Here is a 20,161-nt window from a genome sequence, read left to right as displayed (position 1 = left end):
AAAGAAAGAATGAATAACGGAGGTGAATGATTGAACGGAGAAGCAAGAGGCCGAAGACGAAGTGGCAGCCTTTACCGAAATGGAGCAGCTTGTACGACCCAAATACGTGGAAATATTCGTGGCAAGCTTCATGCGGAAACTATTATTGTGGGAGGCGGCGTTATAGGTTGTGCCATCGCGTATGAGCTAGCTTCACGAGGTAAAGAAGTGATTTTAATCGAGCGTGTGCGTATTGCAAGTGAGACATCTTCTGCGGCAGCGGGCATGTTAGCTGCAGACAGCGAGACGTTTCATACTACTGTGATGTCAAAGCTAGCATATGAAAGTAGAAAACGACTGTATCAGCAAAAAGAACAGCTTGAACTACTAAGCGGCATTGAAATTGGCCTGCAGCAGAGTGGATTTATTACACCATTTCGGAATGAAGCCGAGATGAAAACGTATAGCGATTCGAGAAGAAGTACAGTTTTGCCTACAGAGCAAATGTGGTGGGATCATTCAAAGCTTCAACGTGAAGCCCCATGGATAAGCAAGGAAACTTTCGGGGCTCTATATAGGGCTTCAGAAAGTGAACTTCTCCCTGTCAATTTGGCACGTGCCTATGCGGGAGCAGCTCAAACAATGGGAGCTAAAGTAATCGAAGGTGTACACAATGTTAGTCTAACTGCGGATTCGAGTGGAATCCAGGGTGTGGAAACGTCGATTGGAAGATTAACGTGTAAACATGTGGTTATCACAGCTGGATTACAAGGTGGAGATATGTTGAAGCAGGTGGGTCTTAACCTGCCCACTCTTCCCGTAAAAGGTGAAATTGCAGCAATACAATTTCCGAAACATGATGCAGATTACAGACCTGACAAGACGGTTTATGCAGATAATGTATACATTGTCCCCAAAGCAAACGGCGAAGTTTGGATCGGAGCTACCAGTTTACCGGGACGCTCAGATCGAGAAGTTACTGTTGAAGGCATCCAAAAGCTGCTTGCATCCGCAGCAGGGTGGGTCCCTCGAATACAGCAAGCCCAGTTTATCCGTGCCTGGGCAGGGGTTCGACCATCAACCCCTGACGGTTTGCCTTATCTGGGAGCTTGTAAAAGCATACCCGGGTTATATACCGCGTTTGGACATTACAGAAACGGCATCTTACTGAGTGCAATTACCGGCAGCCTGATGGCTGATTTGATGGCTGGCCATTCTTCGGAGGAGCTTGGCATTGATGAATTGCGTCCAGAGCGTTTGAGCAGAAAGGAGATTATGCAGTGAACATCATCGTAAACGGGCAGAGCATGAACATTGACGACGATTTGAATCATGTGGATCAGTTGCTGCAATCCTTTAATTTGCAGGTGAAAACTGTGGTGGTTGAGTTAAATCGTCAGATTTTGATGAGGGAACACCATGCATCCACCGTATTAAGAGACGGAGACCGAATTGAGATCGTACATTTTGTGGGAGGCGGTTAAAACATGCTGAAGATAGGACACCATTCATTTCATTCTAGATTGTTGTTGGGTACGGGCAAATTTGACGATTTGGATGTACAGAGTCAAGCGGTAGAAGCGTCAGGAACCGAAGTGTTGACTTTTGCCGTTCGACGTTTGAACTTGGAAGATCGGGATAAACGCCACTTCCTGGATACACTCGATTTGAAGCGATTCACTTTACTCCCTAACACCGCGGGTGCTTCCACGGCAGAAGAGGCCGTCCGAATCGCTGAACTTGCCCGTGCCTCAGGACTTTGTGATATGATAAAAGTAGAAGTGATCGGAGATGGGATCACACTGCTGCCAGATCCGATCGAAACATACAAGGCCTGCGAGATCCTGTTGGAAAAAGGATTCATCGTACTGCCTTATATCTCGGATGATGTGATTTTAGCCAAACGGCTACAGCTGCTTGGGGTTCATGCAGTCATGCCTGGAGCTTCACCGATCGGAGCAGGAAGAGGCATTATCAACCCGTACAACCTGGAAATTATAATGGAGCAAGCGGTTGTTCCTGTAATTGTGGATGCCGGATTGCGTTCCCCCAAAGATGCTGCATATGCCATGGAGCTGGGGGCGGATGGTGTGCTGTTGAATACGGCGGTATCCGGTTCGGGAGATCCGGTTAAAATGGCAAAAGCGATGCGAATGGGAGTTGAAGCGGGAAGACTTGCTTATGAAGCAGGCATGATACCCGTTAAGCGTTATGCGGCAGCCAGCAGTCCGGCGGAAGGAATGGTTCATACATGATAGAAGAAACAAATTCAACGGAGCAAAGTGATCGATATTCGAGACAGGAACGATACGCTCCGCTTGGCAAAGAAGGTCAGCGCAGACTGAACAACAGCAGGGTTGTTATCGTGGGTGCCGGTGCACTGGGAACCGGCATTGCAGAGACGCTCGCCAGGTCAGGTATTGGACACATTACCATTGCGGACCGGGACTATGTGGAATGGAGCAACCTGCAGCGACAGCAGCTCTATGTTGAACAGGATGCAGTTCAGCGAATGCCAAAAGCGATGGCAGCCGAAAAACGCCTGCTCGATATCAACTCCTCGGTTGTCATTGAAGGCAAGGTGATGGATGTCCGTGCAGACGAGCTGGAGGATCTCATTCAAAATGCAGATCTTATCATGGATGCCACGGATAATTTTGATACAAGGCTGCTGATTAATGACATGTCCCAGAAATACCGCATTCCCTGGATTTATGGAGGGTGTGTGGGAAGTTATGGTATCACGTATACGTTCCTGCCCGGGGATACCCCTTGTCTGAACTGTTTACTTGGCGAGGTACCGCTCGGTGGAGATACTTGCGATACATCGGGGATTATACCCCAGGCTGTGCAGATGGTAACGGCGAACCAGACAGCAGAAGCGATGAAGCTGCTTAGCGGTAATGAAGGTGCGCTGCGGCGTAAGCTGTTGTCGTTTGATGTATGGCGGAATGAGTACATATCCATTAATGTGGATGGTGCCAAAAAAGCAGATTGTCCTTCCTGCGGAAATACCGCTTCCTATCCATACCTTTCCGCTGCAAATCTGGAGAAAACGGATGTGTTATGCGGTAGGGATACAGTTCAGATTCGTCCTTCTCGCTCGATGAAGCTGAATCTTCAAGATACGGCTGAGCGTCTGAGGAGACTTGATGAAGGACCCGTTGAAGTCAATCCGTTCCTGATCTCTTTTACGACAGGGCTGCATCGATTGGTTATTTTTCAGGATGGACGTGTTCTGGTTCACGGCACAAAAGATACTGCAGAAGCTCGTACACTCGTACATCGATATTTTGGCTAAATGATTAAATTCAACAGTCTGTTCCCTATAGGGGAATGGACTTTTTCGTTTTACGGCATGCTAAGCAAACAATAGGTTGCTGTACTCCAGGTGGAAATGATAAGCGAATTCACCTTGACAGCGGTTGAGACAGGCCGGGTGAAACGAAATGAAAACGTCCATTTTACTTATTGGTGCCAAAGACCGAACGAACTCGATTAAGGAAGTGTTAAGTACCGAGAGCTACTCCGTATTTGATATTAAATGGGAAGAACTGTATCAGGAACAGGACGCCCAGCTGGAAAGCTGCAGCATGATTATTGGCATAGTGGATGAGGATCACGACAATTCAATTGTGGAGGAACTGCAATGGCTAATGGAGTATAAGGAAGGCGTCGTTCCTATTATCGTGATTACACCACAGGCAACCCCGGAACAGATCGTCGCTTGGCTTGATCAAGGCGCGAATGATGTCATTGTTGAACCGTTTCAGTGGAAAATCGTGATGGCGAGAATTCGAAATTTACTCCGCGTCTTCTCGAATGCAGCCCGAACAGATGAGGAGGTCATCGTTGTGCATGATCTTAAAGTGAATCTGCGTTCACGCAGGGTAAGTCGTTCAGGGGAATACCTCATGTTGACACCAAAAGAATATGAACTGCTGGAATTTTTGGCCAGGCATGTGAATGAGGCGTGTACGCGGAGTTCAATTCTAAGGGAAGTTTGGGGGTATGATTTTGCGATGGATACCAATGTAGTTGACGTATATATTAAACATTTGCGTGTTAAGGTTGATAAAGGTAGGGATATTAAACTGATCCATACCGTACGCGGCATCGGCTACATGCTTCATACCAGTTAATGAATGACTCCCAGCATCAATATGACCTTAAGTTACCAAAATACGCCTGTTTGTAATCCTGAGAAATCCGGGTAAATATAAAAGGACCGGATCCAAGATCCGGTCCCAACTGCCTGTCTATAGTAGAAGTTAAAGTATAACTACAGTACGCGGCGAGCTTTAATATATGTTCTTTTCCAAGTACCGGAATTCAGATCCGAGATGGTTACACCAGGAGAGCCGTAAGTGTGCAGAATTTTGCCATTGCCAGCGTATACTCCTACGTGAGTAATGTTTGAACCTGTGGAACGACTACCGCTCGAGAAGAATACCAGATCTCCTACACGCAGGTTAGCCTTCGATACAGCCTTACCTTCTTTGGATTGTTTAACAGACGTACGTGGCAAATCTACACCATACTTCTTAAAGATATATTTCATAAAAGAAGAGCAGTCAAAATTTTTCGTAGTGGACGTTGACGCGCCAAATTTATATGGTGTTCCCGTAAATTTTTTGCCGTAGTTTACAATTTGTTGTCCAGTAGATACGGATGCAGTTGCTGCTTGTGCAACAGGTGCATTTGTCATTAATACAGCTCCAAAACCTAATGTAGCGCACAACCCGACGGTTACGGCCTTTTGGACTAAGATGTTTGTTTTCATGTTGTTTGTTACCTCCAAAATTCGTTTTCGTTAAGTTGCTAAAGCGAGTATAACAGGTTTGTAACAGCCTAGAAATTGGATACACCGCTATAATCCCTTGTACAGCCTAGGTTTGGGTTTCTTTATTAAAAAATAATTAAAAATGTCAAAAAATTAATCGTTGACTTATATGTTTGGACAGAAAACTAGAAAAGACCCTTGATAATCAAGGGTCTTTTCTAGTTATGATCTTATAATCCGTACATTTTACAGGTTACAAAAACGTAATAACTATCGTGGATATAGGTTTAATCTTTGCTCTGTATGATAAGTAATAATCCACTGTCTATGGATACAGTTCCTGATGCTCCAAGGAGTTTATTACTTATCCCCAAAGATTGTCCCATCCGTATGGTAGCTTGATCAAGAGGATACAGGAAGCCATCTAATGTAATACCCGTAACTTCTGGCGTGAGGGGGAGTAAGGAAATGTATTCATATCCCCGGTCCTCCACCTCTAATTTTGATGTTGTCAGCATCATATAGTTGTGTTCGTCCTGAATGGTACAGACGATATGATGCTGCATGGCACGAACCATAATATGTACATTGGCCAAGGTGTGGTCCAGTCTAGTGCCTGTAGCTCCAAGCATCAGGATATGGGTGGGTTCGTGGTCTAGTGCCGTCTCAAAGGCCATTTCAGTGTCTGTCCAATCTTTTGCGATAGGATCAACCGTGATCATGCGCTCACTGTTTTCACGCACCATTTGCCATTGCTGCTCTGTAATCGAGTCGAAATCTCCAACTGCTATATGAGGCTTTACGCCATGTTCAATTAAATACAGTGCTCCGCGATCGGCAGCGATAACCATATCATCCTGTCTAATTTCTTTGAGAAATTGAGGAGAGAGAGCCCCGCCTGTAAAAATCACAATGCGTTTCGTAGTCATTCCATTCATCCTTTCTATTAATGTAGAACGTATAACATCATTTCACAGTATTCGCGAATGCTCTCAGTATAAAACACAAAATGTGGTTGCACAATTTCAGTCCTCGCGGATACAATGGGTAGAGCGACATGGAGATGACTTGAAAAGTGAGGTTTGAACAGGTTGGACTTGCACATTTTTGAAGTGTTCAGCATTATAGGCACCGTTGCTTTTGCAATGTCTGGTGCTTTCGTAGCGATGGAAGAGGAATATGACATCTTGGGCGTGCTCGTATTGGGGCTGGTGACCGCCTTCGGTGGCGGGGTTGTTCGTAACGTACTGATTGGGGTGCCTGTTACTACGCTATGGAGTCAGGGTGGACTAATTATGCTAGCACTGGTATCTGTTGCTGTAGCGTTCTTGCTTCCTCTGAAGTGGATCGGTCACTGGAAGAGAACAGAAGCGCTATTTGATGCGATCGGACTGGCGGCGTTTGCCATCCAGGGTGGACTGTATGCTGCTAATATGGGACATCCCATCAGCGCGGTAATCGTTGCTGCAGTACTGACGGGGATCGGTGGAGGAATTATTCGTGATTTGCTTGCAGGCCGCAAGCCACTTGTCCTCCGCGACGAGATCTATGCGGTATGGGCTATGACAGCCGGATTTGTTATAGGTATGGGATGGTTTACCTCGAATGCGGGACTGTTGATATGTTTTGCAGCAGTTGTATTTTTCCGGATGTGTTCTGTACATTATAAATGGAAGCTTCCTCGCCGTTCCTTGGTAAGCGCAGAAGCAGTTCCATCACAGTCTTCACAGTCAGCGCTTAAGCGTACGTTAAGCAAGGGGGAGTAATCATGATTCGTGTTTTGTTTGTTTGTCTTGGTAACATATGTCGATCACCTATGGCAGAGGCGGTATTGCGTCACAAGATAGAGGAAAGAGGATTTCAGCACCTGATTCAGGTGGATTCGGCTGGTACAGGAGATTGGCATATTGGCAAGCCTCCGCATGAAGGAACGCGCAAGCTGCTGGATTCGTACCAAATTTCCTATGCCAACATGGCTGCTAGGCAATTCGGAAGTGCTGACTTTGACCAATTTGACTATATCGTCTGCATGGATGATTCCAATGTTGCCAATGTGCGTAAGATAACTGGCGGAGCAGAGGCTGATATTATGAAATTCATGGACCTTCTGCCGAATGAATCCCTTCGGGAAGTGCCCGATCCATACTTTACAGGTAACTTTGAAGAAGTGTACAAGCTGGTAGAAGCGGGTTGCAATGTACTTTTGGAGCAAATTCAAAAAGATCATTCTCTTGCCTAATCCTAAGAGGTACAGGATTCGTTTCAAAAATGAGGTTATAGACAAGCAGGGGATTCCTGCTTTTTTTAAGAGGATTTTTGTAAGCGTTATCAAATAAAAAAGAAAAAAATAGCGGCCAATACAGCCGCTTATAATATGAAGCACACTAGTTCTCTTGCAAGAAATATAATAATGCTTCAGGCAGTTCCTTTTGCCAAAATCCCCATTGATGATGGCCATCCTTTTCCCGATAAGAGACGTTAGCACCGCGCTTTTCCAGTAAATCACGTGTGTCCCTGTTTAGCTGAACAAAATCATAAGTGCCGGTATCTGCCTCAAAGGCAGTTTCCTGTAAACCGACGATCATCCAGATGGAAAGCCAGGACAAGTCTTCTTCAGCTGCATAGATTTCCTGGGAGGCAGAATAGAAGGCACCAGACATGCTGATCACCCGTGTGAACAGATCCGGATAGAGCAGGGCCAGATGCAATGAAACACTGCCACCAAGGGAATCGCCAGCCAGAACGCGTTCCTGTGGAGAGCGTCTTACCGGATATTTCTCTTCAATAAAGGGAATAATCTCTTCAGCAAAGCATGAGGTATATGCTTTGAATCGATTACCGAATGGAGCATATTCCTGGGTTCGAACGGAGACATCAACCTGAACACCTACAATAATGAAAGGTTCAGCACCCTCATCCAGAATAATGCGGTTGGCAGTCGTAGCAATACGACCAAAGTTAAAGAATTCTTCGCCGTCCTGACAATAAACGACAGGGTAGCTGAGTAATTCGTTATAGCCTGGTGGAAGATAAATTCGAAGTGTGCGCTTCTCTCCAAGATAGCGGCTATCGATTTCTTCCTTTACAATCGTACGTTTCAAATAGCGGGAATCCGTCATAAAACGTCACCTTTCTCGGTTTATTTTTGCATTCGTCCGCGCAATACGGTAAGATTAACCTGGTGCGGGGATAGGTCAAACACGCAATCATGTATTATGCTGTTATACCAATATTAAGCCCCTGTTATACATACAATCCGGAAGGAAACATAAAAAAATTACGGATATCTTTGACGTATGCAGTGAAACAGGTGTATAATAATATTATAACAGCGGAACTTGATATTCAAATTTTTTGTTGAGGTGAAGAAAAAAATGAGCAAGGTTCCTTATGAAGTGTATACGGAGGATGTAGAAGCTCTGTCCGTGCTGTCTCCTGACGGCGAAATTGTAAACAAAGACATGATGCCTAAACTTTCCGACGATCAATTAAAAGAAATTATGTACCGCATGGTATTTACCCGTACTTGGGATGACCGTGCAGTAAACCTGGGCCGTCAAGGTCGTCTTGGTTTCTATGCTCCAGTATCTGGACAAGAAGCAACAATGGTTGGTAGTGAGTTTGCACTTGAGAAAGAAGACTTTATTGCTCCAGGCTATCGCGATATTCCGCAACTCGTGTGGCACGGACTTCCTCTTTATCAAGCATTCTTGTACTCCCGTGGACACCAACATGGTGGACAAATTCCTGATGGCGTTAACGTATTGATGCCGCAAATCATCATTGGTGCACAAATTCTGCACGCAATGGGTATTGCTATGGGTTATAAACTGAAGAAACAAAAGCAAGTTGTTATTACGTACACAGGTGATGGCGGTTCTTCTGAAGGTGACTTCTATGAAGGTCTGAACTACGCTGGTGTATACAAACTGCCAGTTATCTTCTTCGTACAGAACAATGGTTATGCCATCACAACTCCTTTTGCTAAACAAACAGCAGCTCTGTCCATCGCTCACAAAGCGGTAGCAGCAGGTATCAAAGGTGTTAAAGTTGACGGTATGGACATCTTCGCTGTTATCAAAGCGGTTCAGGAAGCTGCTGAACGTGGACGTAACGGAGAAGGCGCTACATTGATCGAAGCGGTAACTTACCGTTTCCGTCCTCACTCCCTTTCTGACGATGCTTCCAAATATCGTACAAAAGAAGAAGAGGCTGAATGGAGCGAAAAAGATCCAATCGCACGTTTCGCTAAGTATCTGGAGAAAAAAGGTCTTTGGACTGAAGAAGATACAGCTCGTGTGAAAGAAGAAGCAAAAGCTAAAGTAAATGAAGAGATCAAAAAAGCGGAAAAAACCGAGAAAATGACGATTTCAGGCTTGATCGACAGCATGTTCGAACAAACGCCTAAGCACTTGGAAGAGCAAAAAGCTGATTTCCAATAAGTTTTTTCCGATAAAGCATAAACATCCGGCGCCGGCTCTGGTGTCTCGGTATACATGTATGAATTCAAATGTGAACTGTCAATGTTTAAGGAGGAAATGAAGCAAATGGCACAATTGAACATGAAAGAAGCAATCCGTGATGCGCTTCGCGTTGAGTTGAAACGTGATCCTAACGTTCTGCTTTTCGGTGAAGACGTAGGTAATGTAGGCGGCGTTTTCCGTGTAACGGAAGGTCTGCAAAAAGAGTTTGGCGAAGAGCGTGTATTTGATACTCCGCTGGCTGAGTCCGCTATTGGTGGTTTGGCTGTAGGTTTGGGTATTCAAGGCTTCCGTCCGGTAGCTGAAATCCAATTCGTAGGTTTCATCTTCGAAGCACTTGACCAAATGGTAGTTCAGGCTGCTCGTATGCGTTTCCGCTCCGGTGGAAAATACAATTCTCCAATCGTATTCCGTACACCATTCGGTGGCGGTGTAAAAGCGGCAGAATTGCATACAGATTCTCTGGAAGGTTTGCTCACGCAAACTCCGGGTATTAAAGTAGTAGTTCCTTCTAACCCTTACGATGCAAAAGGTCTGATGATCGCTTCCATCCGCGACAACGATCCTGTATTCTTCATGGAGCACTTGAACCTGTACCACGCTTTCCGTGCAGAAGTGCCTGAAGAAGACTACGTGGTTGAACTGGGTAAAGCAAACGTTGTTCGTGAAGGTTCCGACGTTACGATCGTCACTTACGGAATGATGGTTCATACTTCCGTTAAAGCAGCGGAAGAGCTTGAAAAACAAGGAATCAAAGTTGAAGTTATCGACCTTCGTACGATCAGCCCGATCGACATTGATACCGTTGTTGCTTCCATTAAGAAAACAAATCGTGCAATTGTTGTACAAGAAGCTCAAAAGAGCGCAGGTGTTGCAGCTGAAGTCATTGCCCAAATCAATGAAAAAGCAATTCTTCACCTGGAAGCTCCGGTTCTGCGTGTGGCTGGTCCGGACACTGTATATCCATTCGCACAAATTGAAGATACATGGCTGCCTAACCCAGCACGTATTGTTGCTGCGGTTAACAAAGTCGTAAATTTCTAATTTGATCATCTGACATGCCGCAAGGCGCAGTATGGTGATTCACATCGCAGCACAGGCTGCACTGTAAACAGCCATTAGCCCCTTGATTGACAGTTATTTGCATTAGCAGTAACAGTTAGTTCTTGGAGCTAAGGGTTGTTTTCAGGATTGAGCACATAATCAAGGAGGTTTTTCAGTTGGCTAAATTTGAATACAAATTCCCTGAACTAGGCGAAGGCCTTCACGAAGGCGAAATCATCAAGATGCACATCAAAGTCGGGGACAAAGTAACTGACGACGATATCATCATGGAAGTACAAAACGATAAAGCGGTAGTAGAAGTACCTTGTCCGGTTAACGGAACAGTTACTGAAGTATTCGCTAAAGACGGTCAAATCTGTCACGTTGGTGAAGTAGTTGCTGTTATCGATGCAGAAGGCGAACTGCCTGAGCAAGACGACGCTCCTGCTGGCGACCAAGGTGCACAAGAGAAAGACGCAGCTCAAGGCGGAGCTGACACTAGTGGTTCTTCTGCAGCAGCTTCCAGCTCGGATGCAGCTCAAGAAGGCGGCAACAACAGCGTTCCGGCAGTACCTGCCAAGGACGTTCTGGCAACTCCAAGCGTGCGCAAATTTGCTCGTGAGCAAGGTGTAGACATCGCTCAGGTTAACGGCACTGGAAACAACGGTAAAGTAACCAAAGAAGATGTTGAATCCTTCAAAAATGGTGGCGGCCAATCCGCAGCAGCTTCCGCAGCTCCTGCTCAAGAAGAGAAAAAATCCGCAGCACCAGCAGCGGCAGCAGCTGACCAACGCCTTGAAGAAGAGCGCGTACCATTCAAAGGTATCCGTAAAGCAATCTCCAATGCTATGGTTAAATCGGCTTACACTGCACCTCACGTTACAATCATGGACGAAGTGGACGTAACCGAGTTGGTTGCTTTCCGTACTCGCATGAAACCAATCGCAGAGAAAAAAGGAACGAAAGTTACTTATCTGCCATTCATCGTTAAAGCATTGGTTGCAGCTTCCCGTCAATTCCCTGCTCTGAACGCAATGATTGATGAAGAAGCTAACGAAATTGTTTACAAAAAATACTACAACATCGGTATCGCAACAGATACAGACAACGGCTTGATCGTTCCTGTTATCAAAGATGCTGATCGCAAATCCATCTGGATGATCGCTGATTCCATTCGTGATCTGGCAGCTCGTGGCCGTGATGGCAAATTGAGCGCTAACGAAATGAAAGGAAGCACAATCTCCATCAGTAACATCGGTTCTGCTGGCGGTATGTTCTTCACTCCGATCATTAACTTCCCTGAAGTTGCAATCCTCGGAACTGGACGTATCAGCGAAAAAGCGGTTATCAAAGACGGCGAAGTTGTTGCAGCTCCTGTAATGGCTCTTTCCTTGAGCTTTGACCACCGTATCATCGATGGCGCAACAGCACAAAACTTTATGAACTACATTAAACAGCTGCTCGCTAACCCTGAGCTGCTTGTTATGGAGGTGTAAGATATGGTAGTAGGCGACGCTTCTCTCAATATCGACACATTAGTAATTGGTGCGGGTCCTGGCGGCTATGTAGCTGCCATCCGCGCTGCTCAACTGGGCCAAAGCGTATTGATTGTAGACAAATCCGAGCTTGGTGGCGTTTGTTTGAACCGTGGATGTATCCCGTCCAAAGCCCTGATCTCTGCTGCACACCAATATGAAAATGCACTTCACGGTGAAGCATTCGGTATTTCTGCTGAAAACGTAAAAGTGGACTTCGGCAAAACTCAAGAATTCAAAAACGGCGTTGTTAAGAAAATGACTGGCGGCGTAGCTGGTTTGCTTAAAGGCAACAAAGTTGAAGTTTTCAACGGTGAGTGCATGTTCATCAACGAAAACGAAGCGCGTGTATTCAACGATCACGAATCTCCGCGTTACAAATTCAAAAATGCAATCATTGCAACAGGTTCCCGTCCAATCGAACTGAAGCCTTTCCCATTTGGCGGACGCATTCTGTCTTCGACAGAAGCATTGAACCTGCCTGAAGTACCGAAAAGCCTGATCGTTATCGGTGGCGGTTATATCGGTGCTGAGCTTGGTCAAATGTACTCCAAATTCGGTGCTAAAGTAACGATCATCGAAGGTTTGGATACTGTACTGCCAGGATTCGATAAAGACATGACTAGCCTTGTGGCTAAAAACATGAAGAAAACAGGCATCGAAATCGTAACGGGTGCAAAAGCTGAAAGTGCTGAGCAAACGGACAAAGATGTAACTGTTAAATATTCCGTAAATGGTGAGTCCAAAGAAGTAACTGCAGACTACCTGCTTGTTACTGTTGGACGTCGTCCAAACACGGATGGTGAGCTTGGTTTGGACCTGATCGGTGTTGACGTTGACGAGCGTGGATTCGTTAAAGTTGACCACCAAGGCCGCACTAGCATTCCTCACATCTTCGCAATCGGTGATATCGTATCCGGTTTGGCACTTGCCCACAAAGCTTCTTATGAAGGTAAAGTGGCTGCTGAAGCAATCGCAGGACAACCATCTGTAGTTGACTACAAATGTATGCCAGCTGTTGTATTTACAGATCCAGAGTGCTCCAGCGTAGGTTACACTGAAAAAGAAGCCAAAGAAAAAGGCTACAAAGTTAAAGCAGGTAAATTCCCTTATGCGGGTAACGGCCGTGCAGTATCTTTGAACCATGCTGAAGGCTTCGTGAAAATCGTAGCTGACGAAGAAAGCGGCCTTGTACTGGGTTGCCAAATCGTTGGTCTGGAAGCTTCCAACCTGATTGCTGAGCTTGGTCTTGCAATCGAAATGGGTGCTACTCTGGAAGATCTGGCTCTGACTATTCACGCTCACCCAACTTTGGGCGAAATCGTGATGGAAGCTGCGGAACTGGTTATGGGTCACCCGATCCACATCATTTCCCGCTAATATCGTCTAAGCTTCGGACTCGTCCGGCATCATACGTAAATCAAGAGGTGAATAGCGCTAACGCGTTATTCGCCTCTTTTTTGTGAGTGTTGAAGGCTTCCGTAGAGTTATATCACGTACATTGTGTTGTAAACATGGGCAAAATTGAATGTGTTTTCAACTCTTTTTCCATCGTGCACAGTGTGATAAACTGTTAAGATGATCAGTCACGATGGTACTCAGACCAATCTGGAACTGAGTGGCAACATATATAGAGATGCGAGGGGAAATCAACTTGAAAAACTATCTCGATTTATTACAAGATATATTGGATAACGGTGTTCATAAAGGGGATCGTACCGGAACGGGCACACAATCGGTGTTTGGCAGACAGCTTCGTTATAATCTGTCCGAAGGCTTTCCGCTTGTAACCACGAAGCGAATCCATCTTAAATCCGTCATTCATGAACTTTTATGGTTCTTAAGTGGGGATACGAATATTGCCTATCTGAAAGAAAACGGAGTGAAAATCTGGGACGATTGGGCAGACGAGAATGGCGATCTAGGCCCGGTTTACGGTTCGCAGTGGAGAACATGGGAAGCACCAAACGGGGAGAAAATTGATCAGATTTCAGCAGTTATCGATTCAATTAAAAATAACCCGGATTCACGCCGGCATCTGGTAAGTGCATGGAACGTGGCAGAGATTAACAACATGAAGCTTCCACCTTGTCATTTTGCGTTTCAATTTTATGTGGCGGAGGGTAAACTATCCTGTATGCTTACGATGCGCTCTGTTGATACATTCCTGGGGTTGCCATTCAATATTGCCAGCTACGCGTTACTGACACATATGATTGCCCAGCAGTGTGACCTTGAAGTGGGAGATTTCATCTGGTCGGGTGGCGATGTGCACATCTATTCCAATCATGTGGAGCAAGTGAAAACACAGCTTGAGCGAGAGCCTTTCGCGCTGCCTAAGTTGATCATTAAACGTAAGCCGGATTCGATTTTTGATTATAAGTTTGAGGATTTTGAGTTTGAGAACTATCAGCATCATCCGGGGATCAAAGCTCCAATTGCGGTATAAGCAGACTCGAAAAAGGAGTGTAGCATTTTGAGTATTGAACTTGTGTGGGCTATGGGTGAAAATGGTGTTATTGGCTTGAACAACTCCATTCCCTGGCGATTGCCCAAAGATATGGCTTTTTTTAAGCAACGTACGTTAAATAAAACGATTATTATGGGTCGCAATACGTGGGAATCCTTTGGTGGTAAGCCGCTCCCGCAGCGCCGGAATATTGTGGTCACCAGAGATCTGAACTACAAGGTAGAGCAGGCAGAAGTGGTGCATTCCATTGAAGAAGGTTTGGAGGCTACCAAAGGAGAGGAATTATGTGTAATCGGTGGCTCACAGGTATACCGTGAGTTCCTCCCGCTGGCGGACCGATTAGTGGTTACCAGGATCCATGAGGAATTTGAGGGAGATACCTTTTTCCCGGATGTGGATTGGTCCGAATGGGAGCTGAAGGAGCAGATTGAGGGCGAGCAGGATGAGAAAAATGTGTACGCCTATACGTTTGAGTTTTATGAACGCAAACGCTGAAGCTAACCTGTAAGAGTTGATAATTCATTAGAAATTTGATGTGTGGAAATGAAAAATAGAAAAGGCGCTGATTGACGAAATATTCGTGAATAGCGTCTTTTTTTTATTATTTTTAAAAATGTAGGTTGCCCTCTGCCATGATTTGTGGTTTACACGAATATAACATTTGTAACCATGAGAAATTGGAGCTCAAAATTAAGCTTTTCAACATAATTAGTAAAAAAGTATAAAAGTTATGGGCTTTTACCGTTGTAAAGCCCTAAATTCGAGTGAATATTCGGAATTGGGAGGTGTGTAGGGTTGACTTGCTGAATTTAATGGCAAATTAGCTCACATTTACATGACGCTCTTTTTGTTTTTCGACATAATAAACGTTAGATCAGACTTTTGATCATTATTTTCAGCTCCAAAATAAGGGTATTGACCACAGGTAAACCTGACGATATGATGTATAAAATACAAATAATTATGCGGATAATCCATTTAATATTCAGTTGTCGAAATGCTACTATAATTGAAATATCTTTGAGAAGTTTTTGTGATACAATAGACAAAAAACTCAGCATGAGTAATCCATTTCATATAGAACCATGCCAATGAAAGGATTAAGACGAGAACGGATGGGGGAAAACGTAAGATGTCTACACCTACTGGATTTATGGAATACAAACGGCAGCTGCCTGCGGACAGGGAGCCGGCTGAGCGGATTAAGGATTGGGAAGAGTTTCATAAACATATGGCTGAAGAAGAGCTCAGAACACAAGGTGCACGATGCATGGATTGTGGTACCCCGTATTGCCATACAGGTATAGATATGATTGGCGGAACGTCGGGCTGTCCTGTGCATAACCTGATTCCGGAATGGAATAATCTTGTATATCGTGGATTGTGGAGAGAAGCGCTGGATCGTCTGCACAAAACAAATAATTTTCCGGAGTTTACAGGTCGTGTCTGTCCAGCTCCATGTGAAGGATCTTGTACCGTTGGCCTGATCGGCCAGCCGGTTACCATCAAAACGATTGAAGAAGCTATTATCGAAAAAGGATTCGAAGAAGGCTGGGTGGTTCCCCAACCTCCGGAGAAACGCACAGGTAAGCGCGTAGCGGTCGTTGGTTCTGGCCCTGCAGGTCTTGCAACGGCAGCTCAGTTGAACAAAGCAGGCCATACGGTAACTGTATATGAGCGTTCGGACCGTGTCGGTGGTTTGCTGATGTATGGTATTCCTACAATGAAACTGGACAAAAAAGTGGTGCAGCGTCGTGTGGATCTGCTTGAAGCGGAAGGCGTTCAGTTCGTGACAAACACCGAGATTGGCAAGGATATTCCTGCTCAGCAATTGGTGGACGAGTATGATGCAGTCGTTCTGTGTGGTGGCGCTACGAAGCCGAGGGAGTTCAATATTGAAGGAAGCGACTTGAAAGGCGTACATTACGCGATGGACTTCCTGAATGGCAGTATCAAAAGTTACCTGGATTCCAACCTGGAGGACGGAAACTACATTTCTGCAAAAGATAAAGACGTTATCGTTATTGGTGGTGGAGATACTGGTTCGGACTGTGTGGCTACATCACTCCGTCACGGTTGTCGTACCGTAACTCAATTTGGTACACATACCCAAGCACCAATGGAACGTGATCGTATTAACAACCCTTGGCCGCAATTCCCTAACGTTTATACATTGGACTATGCACAAGAGGAAGCCAAAGCATTGTTCGGGCAAGATCCGCGTGAATTCTCCATCATGACAACCAAATTTGTTGGAGATGAAGAGGGCAACCTCAAAGAGCTGCATACGATTCAAATCGAGCGTATTGTCGATGAAACAGGTCGTAAGATCTACCAGCCAATCCCTGGAACAGAGCGCGTTTTCCCGGCACAAATGGCAATGATCGCGATCGGGTTTGATGGTCCGGAGCAAACGCTGGTTGAACAGCTGGGACTTGCGACAGATCGTCGGACCAATGTTAAAGCTCGCTACGGCAAATACAATACCAATGTGGATAAAGTATTCGCTGCAGGTGACATGCGTCGCGGACAAAGTCTGGTTGTGTGGGCAATCAATGAAGGACGCGAAGCCGCTCGTGAAGTAGACAAATACCTGATGGGTGCCACCGTTCTTGCTTAATTTGTAATAAGCAATAATTTCATACATTATATCGGAACAAAAGATGTGATACAAAAAACAACTCTCGCTTATAGTGGGAGTTGTTTTTTTATTTCATAACTCTATTGCACAGCAAATAATTTGGGCTAGTGTGCGGTATAGCATTGCTTTTTAAGTCGTAAAGATTTATTATTAGATTATAATAATTATAAATAAGATAACAAATGACATTGTTAAATAGAGAATTTAAATCCGGAGGTGCGACAGCTATGGCAAGAAACCGGGAGAAGTCCATTTCAGAACAAATATTTGACATTAAAAAGCAATTGGTAGACAAAGGATATAAATTGACACAACAGCGTGAAGTGACGGTACGTGTGCTGCTTGAACATGAAAAGGATCATTTCAGTGCTGAGGAAGTGTTTCTGCTGGTGAAGGAGCAGTTTCCTGAGATCGGCCTGGCAACCGTATATCGGACATTAGAGCTGCTAAGTGATCTTCAGGTTGTAGAGAAAATAAATTTTGGAGATGGTGCTGCACGCTTCGATCTGCGGAGTACAGATGGCTCCCATCATCACCATCATTTGATCTGCACAGAGTGCGGAACCGTGGAAGAAATTATGGAAGATGGGTTGCTTCGTCTGGAGCAGCAGATTGAACGTCAATACGGATTTGCCGTGACGGATCATCGTCTTGACTTTCAGGGTGTATGCAGGGAATGCCGGGAAAAGCAGGCCATAAATGAACAAGCTGCAGGCTAATTGTTCCACGGAGGATGCTCCCGGAATCAAAATCTGATATAATAGGATTCAGAAGCAAGGGGCTTCCGTGGGCGGAAGGCCCCTTTTTGCCGTCATGCAGACGGTGAAGGAGGAGAGATGGACGGATGAAGACATTGGTTATAGCGGAAAAGCCTGATATGGGTCGAACCATTGCCGCCGTCATAGAACCAAGAGCCAAGAACAATCGCAGTTATCTTGAAGGTGAGCATTATATTATCACTTGGGCGATTGGTCATCTGCTCGGGCTTGCTGAACCGGATGCATATGATACGAAATACAAACGATGGAATATTGCGGATCTGCCCATTATTCCGGATCAGTTCAAAATCGTGCCGAATCCCAGAACAAAAGATCAGCTGAAGATCATTGGAGAGCTTGCCAAACGAGCATCATCGATCGTAAATGCATGTGATGCCGGGCGTGAAGGCCAGTATATTTTTGCATTGATTCAACAGCAGTTGAAGCTGCGTCAGCCGGTTAAACGACTATGGATTTCGGACCTGACTGCAGAGAGCATTAAACGTGGCTTTGACGGGCTTAAGGATGCATCAGAGTTCGAAAATCTGACTCATGCTGCTCGCGCCCGAAGTGAGGCCGATTGGCTGATTGGCATGAATGCATCACGTGCCTTTACGACTCGGCATAACGCGCTGTTATCTGTGGGGCGTGTACAGACACCCGTTCTTGCGTTGATCTATGATCGGGAAATGGAGATTGAAGCATTTCAATCACAGACATTTTATGAAGTCGCCGCATGGTTCCGTCAGGAGGGTATAGAGTACAGAGGTTTACGCCAAGGAGACAAGCTCACAGACGCGGAGGCTGCTGAAGCGATAGCGAGCAGTGTGAAGGGCAAGACCGGACATATTACCAAGTATGAGGCGAAGCAAACGAAGGAGTATCCGTACAGACTATATGATCTGACTCTGCTGCAGCGTGAAGCCAATGCCAAGTATGGGTACGGAGCGAAGAAGACGCTGGACATTGCACAGGCCTTGTACGAGAAACACAAGGTTATTTCCTATCCGCGGACGAATTCCAACTATGTTACGGAACAGAATATTGAGGGTATGCACAAAACATTAAACCTGCTGAAGAATGGGCCCTATAGTGAACTGGCCATTGGTGCAAAACCTGAATTGGTTCATAAGAATAACAAGGGAGTCTGCAATCCTTCCAGGGTAGAAGATCACCATGCCATTTTACCTACGTTAAAAAGGCCAGGTACCTTATCGAAGGATGAGCAGAACATCTACGACCTGATCGTGAGACGGTTTTTGTCTCATTTCTATCCGCCTGCAGAGTATAAACAGCATACCGTACTGACTGAAGTTGAGCAGCATCAGTTCAAAACTTCTGTGAAGGAGCTGCTGTCACTCGGATGGAAAGTCGTTCTGCCTTCTACAGATCAAGAGCAGAATGGCTCGGGAAAGAAAAAAACGAAGAAGAACAATAATGAGGAAGAAGAATCCGAAGAATGGACGGATAAGTCGTTCTCTGTGCAGCCAGAGCTTCCAGTGCAGTGCAGCAAGAGCGAGTTCAAGGAGAAAGCAACCCAACCTCCCAAAAGTTATACGGAGGGAACTTTGCTGAAAGCGATGGAAAGTGCGGGGAAGCAGATCGAAAACGAGGAACTGCGAGATGCCATGAAGGACAGCGGTCTGGGCACGCCAGCAACACGAGCTGCAACCATCGAGCGGCTCAAAAATGTTGGTTATATCACGATGCAGGGGAAAAAGATGCAGTTGACGTTAAAAGGCCGAACAGCGATCGAATTGATTCGGCGAGCCGGAGTTGATTTGTTAACCTCTCCGGAGATGACTGGACAATGGGAGAGAAGATTGTATCAGATCTCCAAAGGGGAAGCCGGTCAGGACAAATTTATGGAGAACGTTAAGAAATTCACCATGTCCATCATTGATAAGGTGCGTGTACAAGCCCCTGCACCTGCAGATGCCTTTGGTGAAGATTCACGCGGGGGACGTGGCAAAGGCAAGGGAGCAAAATCCTCAAAATCAGGAACGAAAACAACAGCGAGAACAGCAGCATCAGCTGCCAAATCATCACGGCAGTCTTCAGGATCTGTCTCCAAATCGAGTAACACAGCAGTCTCAGTAGCAAAGACTGCATCTGCGAGCTCGGCAAATGCTGGTGTTCGTGAGCCCTTGGCATCTTGTCCCTCGCCGGGATGCACCGGTCAGATTATTGAGGGAAAAAAGGGCTATGGGTGTACGCGGTTTAAGGAAGGCTGTGGGTTTGTCATCTGGAAAGAGTACGTTGGCAAAAAAATAACCAGTACGATGTTAAAGTCTTTAATTGAGAAAGGAAGCACACAGGTGCTATCTTTCAAACGTAAGGACGGGAGTACGGTTAAGGCCCGGATCATCCTGCAGGATCAATCTTCGGGCAAGCTGTCAGCTGAAAGGCAGGAGTCATAGAATCGAGTGAACGAATGAATCGAATAAAGAACGAACTAATAATTATCACC

The 20,161-nt window shown here is 45.5% G+C and carries 19 protein-coding genes; 16 read left to right on the top strand and 3 right to left on the bottom strand.

The annotated features are described in order from the left end of the window. The first annotated feature begins 30 nt into the window (after nucleotides 1-30). From thiO to AC3RCI_RS17760, 5 genes are all read left to right on the top strand, one after another. A complete protein-coding gene (gene thiO / locus AC3RCI_RS17780; protein ID WP_492472475.1) occupies nucleotides 31-1,263 on the top strand; it encodes a glycine oxidase ThiO in 1,233 nt (410 codons plus the stop codon). Next, entirely contained in the window at nucleotides 1,260-1,463 is a 204-nt protein-coding gene (thiS, locus tag AC3RCI_RS17775; protein ID WP_336781977.1) for a sulfur carrier protein ThiS, read from the top strand. The genes thiO and thiS overlap by 4 nt, the downstream gene beginning before the upstream one ends. 3 nt (nucleotides 1,464-1,466) lie before the next feature. Beyond that, complete coding sequence (locus AC3RCI_RS17770) at nucleotides 1,467-2,234, top strand: thiazole synthase (RefSeq protein ID WP_336781976.1); 768 nt, start codon at nucleotides 1,467-1,469, stop codon at nucleotides 2,232-2,234. Next, nucleotides 2,231-3,280 (top strand): ThiF family adenylyltransferase, encoded by a 1,050-nt coding sequence (locus AC3RCI_RS17765; protein ID WP_336781975.1) that lies wholly within the window; start codon nucleotides 2,231-2,233, stop codon nucleotides 3,278-3,280. Before AC3RCI_RS17770 ends, AC3RCI_RS17765 begins: the two co-directional genes overlap by 4 nt. A gap of 148 nt (nucleotides 3,281-3,428) precedes the next feature. Continuing rightward, nucleotides 3,429-4,121, top strand: a complete 693-nt coding sequence (locus AC3RCI_RS17760; protein ID WP_492525810.1) for a winged helix-turn-helix domain-containing protein — start codon at nucleotides 3,429-3,431, stop codon at nucleotides 4,119-4,121. A gap of 140 nt (nucleotides 4,122-4,261) precedes the next feature. Here the strand turns inward: AC3RCI_RS17760 and AC3RCI_RS17755 are convergent, their stop codons facing one another. Next, on the bottom strand, nucleotides 4,262-4,762 hold the full coding sequence (locus AC3RCI_RS17755; protein ID WP_095357394.1) for a C40 family peptidase: 501 nt from the start codon (nucleotides 4,760-4,762) through the stop codon (nucleotides 4,262-4,264). Between the two features lie 287 nt (nucleotides 4,763-5,049). Next, nucleotides 5,050-5,691, bottom strand: a complete 642-nt coding sequence (locus tag AC3RCI_RS17750) for a thiamine diphosphokinase (protein WP_336781973.1) — start codon at nucleotides 5,689-5,691, stop codon at nucleotides 5,050-5,052. A gap of 168 nt (nucleotides 5,692-5,859) precedes the next feature. On the opposite strand from AC3RCI_RS17750, the gene AC3RCI_RS17745 reads away from it, so the two are divergent. Next, a complete protein-coding gene (locus tag AC3RCI_RS17745; RefSeq protein ID WP_095286671.1) occupies nucleotides 5,860-6,528 on the top strand; it encodes a trimeric intracellular cation channel family protein in 669 nt (222 codons plus the stop codon). Nucleotides 6,529-6,530: 2 nt separating this feature from the next. Then, entirely contained in the window at nucleotides 6,531-7,001 is a 471-nt protein-coding gene (locus AC3RCI_RS17740) for a low molecular weight protein-tyrosine-phosphatase (protein WP_336781972.1), read from the top strand. 145 nt (nucleotides 7,002-7,146) lie between these two features. Here the strand turns inward: AC3RCI_RS17740 and AC3RCI_RS17735 are convergent, their stop codons facing one another. Further along, nucleotides 7,147-7,881, bottom strand: a complete 735-nt coding sequence (locus tag AC3RCI_RS17735; RefSeq protein WP_336781971.1) for an alpha/beta hydrolase — start codon at nucleotides 7,879-7,881, stop codon at nucleotides 7,147-7,149. Between the two features lie 255 nt (nucleotides 7,882-8,136). On the opposite strand from AC3RCI_RS17735, the gene pdhA reads away from it, so the two are divergent. From pdhA to AC3RCI_RS17690, 9 genes are all read left to right on the top strand, one after another. Next, nucleotides 8,137-9,204 (top strand): pyruvate dehydrogenase (acetyl-transferring) E1 component subunit alpha, encoded by a 1,068-nt coding sequence (pdhA, locus tag AC3RCI_RS17730; protein WP_095286477.1) that lies wholly within the window; start codon nucleotides 8,137-8,139, stop codon nucleotides 9,202-9,204. A gap of 105 nt (nucleotides 9,205-9,309) precedes the next feature. Further along, the gene (locus AC3RCI_RS17725; RefSeq protein WP_153979015.1) at nucleotides 9,310-10,287 is read left to right on the top strand and encodes an alpha-ketoacid dehydrogenase subunit beta; all 978 of its coding nucleotides are present in this window, start codon (nucleotides 9,310-9,312) and stop codon (nucleotides 10,285-10,287) included. 176 nt (nucleotides 10,288-10,463) lie between these two features. After that, the gene (locus AC3RCI_RS17720; protein WP_095286479.1) at nucleotides 10,464-11,783 is read left to right on the top strand and encodes a dihydrolipoamide acetyltransferase family protein; all 1,320 of its coding nucleotides are present in this window, start codon (nucleotides 10,464-10,466) and stop codon (nucleotides 11,781-11,783) included. Nucleotides 11,784-11,786: 3 nt separating this feature from the next. Further along, nucleotides 11,787-13,202 carry a dihydrolipoyl dehydrogenase gene (gene lpdA / locus AC3RCI_RS17715; protein WP_095286480.1) on the top strand — a complete coding sequence of 472 codons (1,416 nt, stop codon included), beginning with the start codon at nucleotides 11,787-11,789 and terminating at the stop codon, nucleotides 13,200-13,202. 274 nt (nucleotides 13,203-13,476) lie between these two features. Beyond that, the gene (gene thyA, locus AC3RCI_RS17710) at nucleotides 13,477-14,271 is read left to right on the top strand and encodes a thymidylate synthase (protein WP_095286481.1); all 795 of its coding nucleotides are present in this window, start codon (nucleotides 13,477-13,479) and stop codon (nucleotides 14,269-14,271) included. A 27-nt stretch (nucleotides 14,272-14,298) separates the two neighbouring features. Then, nucleotides 14,299-14,787 (top strand): dihydrofolate reductase, encoded by a 489-nt coding sequence (locus tag AC3RCI_RS17705; RefSeq protein ID WP_127536727.1) that lies wholly within the window; start codon nucleotides 14,299-14,301, stop codon nucleotides 14,785-14,787. Between the two features lie 637 nt (nucleotides 14,788-15,424). Beyond that, nucleotides 15,425-16,912 (top strand): glutamate synthase subunit beta, encoded by a 1,488-nt coding sequence (locus AC3RCI_RS17700; protein ID WP_095286483.1) that lies wholly within the window; start codon nucleotides 15,425-15,427, stop codon nucleotides 16,910-16,912. A gap of 248 nt (nucleotides 16,913-17,160) precedes the next feature. Further along, nucleotides 17,161-17,652, top strand: coding sequence for a ferric iron uptake transcriptional regulator (gene fur / locus AC3RCI_RS17695; protein ID WP_281280768.1), 492 nt, complete (start codon nucleotides 17,161-17,163; stop codon nucleotides 17,650-17,652). 125 nt (nucleotides 17,653-17,777) lie between these two features. Beyond that, nucleotides 17,778-20,111 (top strand): type IA DNA topoisomerase, encoded by a 2,334-nt coding sequence (locus AC3RCI_RS17690; RefSeq protein ID WP_492525808.1) that lies wholly within the window; start codon nucleotides 17,778-17,780, stop codon nucleotides 20,109-20,111. The last annotated feature ends 50 nt before the right edge of the window (nucleotides 20,112-20,161 follow it).

It is taken from the genome of Paenibacillus sp. MT124, from assembly GCF_058792755.1.
The sequence above is the reverse complement of the archived record's forward strand: the minus strand, read 5'-3'. Positions and strand labels throughout refer to the sequence as shown.

What these genes read in the sequence shown, in the direction of transcription:
- AC3RCI_RS17770 (WP_336781976.1), top strand. Translation starts at nt 1,467, where the DNA reads ATGCTGAAGATAGGACACCATTCATTTCATTCTAGATTGTTGTTGGGT.
- AC3RCI_RS17765 (WP_336781975.1), top strand. Translation starts at nt 2,231, where the DNA reads ATGATAGAAGAAACAAATTCAACGGAGCAAAGTGATCGATATTCGAGA.
- AC3RCI_RS17760 (WP_492525810.1), top strand. Translation starts at nt 3,429, where the DNA reads ATGAAAACGTCCATTTTACTTATTGGTGCCAAAGACCGAACGAACTCG.
- AC3RCI_RS17755 (WP_095357394.1), bottom strand. Translation starts at nt 4,762, where the DNA reads ATGAAAACAAACATCTTAGTCCAAAAGGCCGTAACCGTCGGGTTGTGC.
- AC3RCI_RS17750 (WP_336781973.1), bottom strand. Translation starts at nt 5,691, where the DNA reads ATGACTACGAAACGCATTGTGATTTTTACAGGCGGGGCTCTCTCTCCT.
- AC3RCI_RS17740 (WP_336781972.1), top strand. Translation starts at nt 6,531, where the DNA reads ATGATTCGTGTTTTGTTTGTTTGTCTTGGTAACATATGTCGATCACCT.
- AC3RCI_RS17735 (WP_336781971.1), bottom strand. Translation starts at nt 7,881, where the DNA reads ATGACGGATTCCCGCTATTTGAAACGTACGATTGTAAAGGAAGAAATC.
- pdhA (WP_095286477.1), top strand. Translation starts at nt 8,137, where the DNA reads ATGAGCAAGGTTCCTTATGAAGTGTATACGGAGGATGTAGAAGCTCTG.
- AC3RCI_RS17725 (WP_153979015.1), top strand. Translation starts at nt 9,310, where the DNA reads ATGGCACAATTGAACATGAAAGAAGCAATCCGTGATGCGCTTCGCGTT.
- lpdA (WP_095286480.1), top strand. Translation starts at nt 11,787, where the DNA reads ATGGTAGTAGGCGACGCTTCTCTCAATATCGACACATTAGTAATTGGT.
- AC3RCI_RS17700 (WP_095286483.1), top strand. Translation starts at nt 15,425, where the DNA reads ATGTCTACACCTACTGGATTTATGGAATACAAACGGCAGCTGCCTGCG.
- fur (WP_281280768.1), top strand. Translation starts at nt 17,161, where the DNA reads ATGGCAAGAAACCGGGAGAAGTCCATTTCAGAACAAATATTTGACATT.
- AC3RCI_RS17690 (WP_492525808.1), top strand. Translation starts at nt 17,778, where the DNA reads ATGAAGACATTGGTTATAGCGGAAAAGCCTGATATGGGTCGAACCATT.